Raw genomic sequence first — 6182 nt, 5'->3', positions numbered from 1 at the left:
GGGTGGGGGTGGAGGGGGGTGGTGGGGGTTAGGTTTGTTGGGCTGAACGCGTGCTTGCTTGGGGAGGGGGTTGTGGGTAACTTACGGGTTAGTGGTTGTTCTCGGTTAAGAGGTTACGTAGATGGTGCTGGTGGCCCGTTTGGGAGGCCGTGGTGGTCATTTCTCGTTCTTCTGCGCGTCTGAGTCTTTCGGTGGCGGTGGTCTCGGTGGCGAGCATGGCCATGGCTAGTGGGATCGGGTCGGCCGCGGCGGTCGAGGGGGCGGCTCGGGCGCCGGCGCCGGCGCGGGCGGAGGCTGCTGACGCTCAACTGGCGGCGGTGGCGGAGGCTCGCGGGCGGATGCTGGGGATGTCGCTTGAGCAGAAGATCGCTCAGCTGTTCGTGGTGTCCGTGTGGGGGAAGAGTGCTGATGAGGCGCATCCCACCAACCAGGCCGAGTACGGGGTGGACACGCCGGCGCAGGTGATCGAGAAGTTCGGGGTGGGTGGGGTCATCTACTTCAACAACTCGGGGACTGACAACGTTGACAACCCTCGGCAGATGGCGGCCTTCTCCAACGGGTTGCAGCGGGCGGCGGTTCGGCACAACACACGGTTGCCGTTGATCGTCTCCATCGACCAGGAGGGCGGCAACGTCACCCGGTTGGAGTCGCCGGCCACCGAGTTCCCGGCGAGCATGGCGGTGGGGGCGGGACGCAGTGTCGCCGACGCCAGGACCGTGGCCACCATCAACGGGCGTGAGCTGCGGGCCATGGGGATCAACCAGAACTTCGCGCCGGTCGCCGACGTGAACTCCAATCCGCTCAACCCGGTCATCGGCGCGCGGTCGTTCTCCTCGCGTCCCGAGCTGGCCAGTGACCTGGTCGTCGGTGAGATCGAGGGGTATCAGGAGGGCGGCCGGATCACCGACACGGTCTCCGCGTCGGCCAAGCACTTCCCCGGACACGGGGACGCCGAGACCGACAGCCATACCCAGTTGCCGCAGATCGACCGGTCCGAGGCGGAGTGGCGGGCGATCGACCTGCCGCCGTTCCAGGCCGCGATCGACGCCGGCATCGACTCGATCATGACCGCGCACATCCAGGTGCCCAGTCTGGATCCGTCGGCCCGGCCGGCGACCCTGTCGCGGCCGATCCTGACCGGGCTGCTTCGGGAGGAGCTCGGCTACCAGGGCGTCATCGTCACCGACTCGCTGGGGATGGGTGGTGCCAACGTCTTCCCGGCCGAGGAAATCCCGGTGATGGCGCTGGAGGCGGGCGTCGACCAGCTGCTCATGCCGCCGGATCTGCCGTTGGCGCTGCGTTCGGTGCGCGCGGCGGTGGACAGTGGCCGGCTCAGCGAACGGCGTATCGACGAGAGCGTGCTGCGGATCCTGTTGCTCAAGCTCAAGCGCGGCATTCTCTTCGACCCGTTCGTCGACGAGAAGAAGGTCGACAAGGTGGTCGGCACGCGGGCGAACATCGCCGCGATCCAGCAGATCAGCGATCGCACGCCGACGGTCGTGCGCAACGACGCCGGACTGTTGCCGGTCACCGAGGCTCCGGGGAATGTGCTGGTCACCGGGGTCGGCGACTCGACGTCGGGGCTCACCCACCGCAGTCCGGAGTGGCTCGCACAGGCGATCGGCAAGCGCGGCGTCACCGCCACTCCCCTGCCGACCGGCACCAGCCCCAACCAGGCCACCATCGACGGCGCGGTCGCCGCGGCCACCGGGTCGGACCTGGTCATCGTGCTGACCAACAACCTCAAGGACCGCACCCAACAGCGCGCGCTGGTCAGCGCGTTGCTGGCCACCGGCAAGCCGGTCGTCGCGGTCGCCGCGCAGATTCCCTACGACGCCGGCTACGTGGACGCGCCGACCTGGGTGGCGACCTACGGCTGGCGGGCCAACGCGATGGAGTCGCTGACCAAGGTCCTGCTCGGCGAGCGGGCGCCCACCGGCAAGCTCCCCGTCGACATCCCGGTCGGCGGCGACCCGACCACCATTCGCTACCCCTTCGACACCGGATTGACGTGGTGAACATGGATCGTCGGCGTTTCCTCGCAGCGTCGGCGCTCGCCGCGCCCGCCATCACCGTCGCGTCGGCCACCAGCTCGGCGGCCGACCCCCAGGGACACGGCCGCCGGGTCGTCCCGGCCGCCGACCAACTCGCCGCCGACGGGTGGCGGGCCTTCCGCGGCCGCAAGATCGGCGTGCTCACCAACCCGACCGGCGTGCTCACCGACCAGACCCACACGGTCGACTCCATGGTCGCCGCCGGCATGCCGCCGACCGCGGTCTTCGGGCCGGAGCACGGCTTCCGCGGCACCGCGCAGGCCGGCGGCTCGGAAGGCGACTACCTCGACCCGCGCACCCAGGTCCCGGTCTACGACACCTACGGCGCGACCGTCGACAAGATCGCCGGCCAGTTCACCAAGGCCGGCATCGACACCCTGGTGTTCGACATCGCCGACATCGGCGCGCGCTTCTACACCTACATCTGGAGCATGTACTACGCCATGCAGGCGGCCGTGCTCACCGGCATCGACTTCGTCGTGCTCGACCGGCCCAACCCGGTCGGCGGCCGGGCCGACGGCCCGATGCTCGACCCGGCCTACGCCTCGGGTGTCGGCCGCAAGCCGATCGTGCAGCAACACGGCATGACCGTCGGCGAGCTGGCCAGGTACTTCGACGCGGAGTTCCTACCCGCCGACGCCGGCGGACGGCTGCCGAGCCTGGAGATCGTCCAGGTCCGTGGCTGGCGCCGCGACCAGCTGTTCGCCGACACCGGCCTGCACTGGGTGCTGCCGAGCCCGAACGTGCCGACCCACCAGACCGCCCTGGCCTACCCCGGCACCTGCCTGTTCGAGGGCACCGTGTTCTCCGAGGGCCGAGGCACCACCCGCCCGTTCGAGATCATCGGCGCGCCGGACATCGACTGGCGCTGGGCCGAGGCGATCAACGAGGCCGGCCTGCCGGGGGTCCGGGTGCGCGAGCAGTACTTCGTGCCTACGTTCAACAAGTGGGTCGGCGAGGTCTGCGGGGGCGTGCAGGTGCACATCACCGACGAGTACCGCTTCGAGCCGATCCGGACCGCGATCACCATGCTGGTCACGGCCAAGCAGACCCACCCGACCGTGTTCGCCTGGCGGCCGGACAACTTCATCGACAAGCTCTCCGGCTCCGACCGGCTCCGCCGCATGATCGACGCCGGTGCGGGCGTCGACGAGGTGATCGGCGCGTGGCGCGCCGAGCTTGCCGCCTTCAACTCGCGGCGGAAGCGGTACCTGATCTACCGGTGACGACCCCGAGGTGGCCATGTCCAGGCGAAGTGTCCTATCCGGGCGGGTCCTCGGCGCGTTACTCGCCGTGCTCGCCACCGTCACGTCGGCGAGCACCCTGGTGAGCGCCGCCCCGAACGGCGGCGGCCCCGCCACCGGCCGGTTCGACCAGCCACGACCCGGCTTCGCGCCGCCACACACCGTGCTGCGCGACGCGCCGCCCGCCCGGGTCGGCCTCGACCCCGCCCCCATCGACGCGGCCGTGGCGCAGGTGAGCGAGTGGACCAGGACGCATCCGACACCGGACACCGACCACCCGCTGTACGCCGGCGCGGTCACCCTGCTCGCCCACGACGGCGCCGTGGTCAGCCGGTCGGCCAGCGGCTACGCGGTGCGCTACGCCGACGCGGCTGGCACCGAGCTGCCGGAAGCGCAGCGGGTGCCGATGCGCGGGGACACGATCTTCGACATGGCCTCGGTCTCCAAGCTGTTCACCTCGATCGTGGTGATGCAGCTGGTCGAGTCCGGCAAGGTGGCGGTGGACGCGCCGGTGGCCACCTACCTGCCCGAGTTCGGGGTGAACGGCAAGGAGTCGATCACCGTCGCCCAGCTGCTCACGCACACCTCCGGGCTGGTGTCGTGGGTGCCGCTGTGGTCGCGGTATCCGGACGTGCCGTCCCGGATCAGGGCCGTGATGGACATCGCGCCGCGCACCACGCCCGGCACGAACTACGAGTACTCCGACCTGAACCTGATCACCCTCGGGGTGCTGGTCGAGCGGTTGACCGGCGACCCGCTGGACCAGGTCGTGGCCGACCGGATCACCCGGCCGCTGCGGATGACCGACACCGGTTACAACCCGCCGGCGGCGAAGCTGGACCGGATGGCGGCCACCGAGTTCCAGGCCACTCCGCCGCGCGGCATGGTCCGTGGCTCGGTGCACGACGAGAACGCCTGGTCGCTGGACGGGGTCGCCGGGCACGCCGGGGTCTTCTCCACCGCGGACGACCTGGCCGTCCTCGCCCAGACGATCCTCAACGGCGGCAGCTACCGGGGCGCGCGGATCCTGCGGCCGAACACCGTGGCCGCGATGCTGGAGAACCACAACGAGGCCTTCCCGGCCAACTCGCACGGCTACGGGTTCGAGCTCGACCAGATCTGGTTCATGGGCGGGCTGAGCGGCCCGCGTACCGCCGGGCACACCGGCTTCACGGGCACCGACCTGGTCATCGACCTGGCGTCGCGGTCGTTCGCGATCCTGCTGACCAACCGGGTGCACCCCAGCCGGGACTGGGGTTCGGTCAACGTCGCCAGGGAGACGCTCAGCACCGGGCTGGCCAAGGCACTGGCCGTTCGACCCGAACGTGGACGTGATTCCTGGTACACGGGCATCGGGGACGCGTCTCAGGCCACTCTCACCACTGTCTCACTGCGACCAAGCGGACACGTTCGGGTGATCTTTGATGCCTTTGTGGACTCGGAGGTCACTGACCGGTTAATGCTTGAGTCGAGCGTCGACGGGCTGACCTGGGCGGCCGTTCCGCTGACTGTTTCCGGCCGAGGAGCGCCTGAGGAAGAGGTGGTTTCACTGTCCGGCACAGGTCACCGAAGCTGGTGGGCGGTCCGCGCACAACTACCGCACGCAGCGGAGATCACGCTGCGCTGGCGGTTCATCACCGACACCCGGTACACCGGGCGCGGGATTCACGTCGACAATCTTGTCGTCACCGACCGTGATCAAATGCTCCTCAACGGTGAGAAAGAACCCCACAGAGTGCTACCGGAAGGCTGGCAGCTCAGGTCACGATGAGGTCCAAAACTGGTTGAAACGCTAACAACCCAGGGCCAATCGTCGATTCCGATGTTGAGTAAGCACGACGTCCCCTGAAGTTTCCGCGTCAGACGGGTAGCGTTGTCCCAGGACGGCAGCTGCCTTCTTGCTGTCCCACCGGCCTGTTAGTAAATTTCCCACGTGAGCGCGAGTGTCATGACCACACAACACACTGAGTCAAGTCCGCTGGTTCGCATCCGGTCGCTGCTGCCGGGTCTGGCCCGTGCGGAGCAACGCGTGGCCAAGGTTGTTCTGGACAGCCCGTCCACCGTGGCGCGCCGGAGCATCACCGAGGTGGCCGAGGCCGCCGGCACCAGCGAGACCACCGTCACCCGGTTCTGCAAGGCGATCGGGGTCGGCGGCTATCCAGAACTGCGGATCGCACTGGCCGCCGACACCGCCAGGTCCGAGGCCCGCGCCGAGCGCGACCTCGGCGGCGAGATCGCGCCCGACGACGGTCTGGCGACCGTCGTCGGCAAGGTCACCTTCGCCGACGCGCGCGCGGTCGAGGAGACCTCCGCGCAACTCGACATCAAGGTCCTCGAGCAGGTGGTCGAGGCGATCGCGTCCGCCAAGCGGGTGGACGTCTACGGCGTCGGGGCGAGCGCGTTCGTCGCCGCCGACCTCCAGCAGAAGCTGCACCGGATCGGCCGGATCAGCTTCGCCTGGAGCGACACCCACATCATGCTGACCTCGGCCGCGGTGCTCGAGCCAGGCGATGTCGCCTTCGCCATCTCGCACACCGGCTCGACCGCGGACACCGTCGAGGCGCTGCGCGAGGCCCGGCGGGCGGGGGCGACCACGGTGGCGCTGACCAACTTCCCGACCGCGCCGATCAGCGAGGTCGCCGACCTGGTGCTCACCACCGCCGCCAGGGAGACCACCTTCCGCTCCGGCGCGATGGCGAGCCGGATCGCTCAGCTCACCGTCATCGACTGCCTGTTCATCGGGGTCGCGCAGCGCCATCTCGAGCCCGCGATGAAGGCACTCGACGACACCAGGGGCGCGGTCGGCAGCCACCGGCTGGAGACCCGCCACGACGGTCGCCGCAAGGCGCGGGAGACCGGTAAGTGACCAACTCCTTGGGGGAGG

4 protein-coding genes are annotated in these 6182 nt (G+C 69.4%); all 4 read left to right on the top strand.

Annotated features, from left to right (window positions below):
* Positions 1-215 precede the first annotated feature (215 nt).
* The 4 genes from ACYVIP_RS30890 to ACYVIP_RS30875 all read left to right on the top strand — a co-directional run bounded on the left by ACYVIP_RS30890 (position 216) and on the right by ACYVIP_RS30875 (position 6164).
* Positions 216-2018, top strand: coding sequence for a glycoside hydrolase family 3 protein (locus ACYVIP_RS30890; protein ID WP_460402707.1), 1803 nt, complete (start codon positions 216-218; stop codon positions 2016-2018).
* Positions 2015-3280, top strand: coding sequence for an exo-beta-N-acetylmuramidase NamZ family protein (locus ACYVIP_RS30885; RefSeq protein ID WP_460402705.1), 1266 nt, complete (start codon positions 2015-2017; stop codon positions 3278-3280). The genes ACYVIP_RS30890 and ACYVIP_RS30885 overlap by 4 nt, the downstream gene beginning before the upstream one ends.
* Positions 3281-3296: 16 nt before the next feature.
* Positions 3297-5069 (top strand): serine hydrolase domain-containing protein, encoded by a 1773-nt coding sequence (locus tag ACYVIP_RS30880; RefSeq protein WP_460402703.1) that lies wholly within the window; start codon positions 3297-3299, stop codon positions 5067-5069.
* A gap of 177 nt (positions 5070-5246) precedes the next feature.
* Positions 5247-6164, top strand: a complete 918-nt coding sequence (locus ACYVIP_RS30875; RefSeq protein WP_460402711.1) for a MurR/RpiR family transcriptional regulator — start codon at positions 5247-5249, stop codon at positions 6162-6164.
* Positions 6165-6182: the final 18 nt, after the last annotated feature.

The organism is Actinophytocola sediminis, assembly GCF_054779715.1.
Note: the sequence above shows the minus strand (reverse complement) of the source record. Positions and strands in the feature narration are given on the sequence as shown.

What these genes read in the sequence shown, in the direction of transcription:
- ACYVIP_RS30880 (WP_460402703.1), top strand. Translation starts at nt 3,297, where the DNA reads ATGTCCAGGCGAAGTGTCCTATCCGGGCGGGTCCTCGGCGCGTTACTC.
- ACYVIP_RS30875 (WP_460402711.1), top strand. Translation starts at nt 5,247, where the DNA reads ATGACCACACAACACACTGAGTCAAGTCCGCTGGTTCGCATCCGGTCG.
- ACYVIP_RS30890 (WP_460402707.1), top strand. Translation starts at nt 216, where the DNA reads ATGGCCATGGCTAGTGGGATCGGGTCGGCCGCGGCGGTCGAGGGGGCG.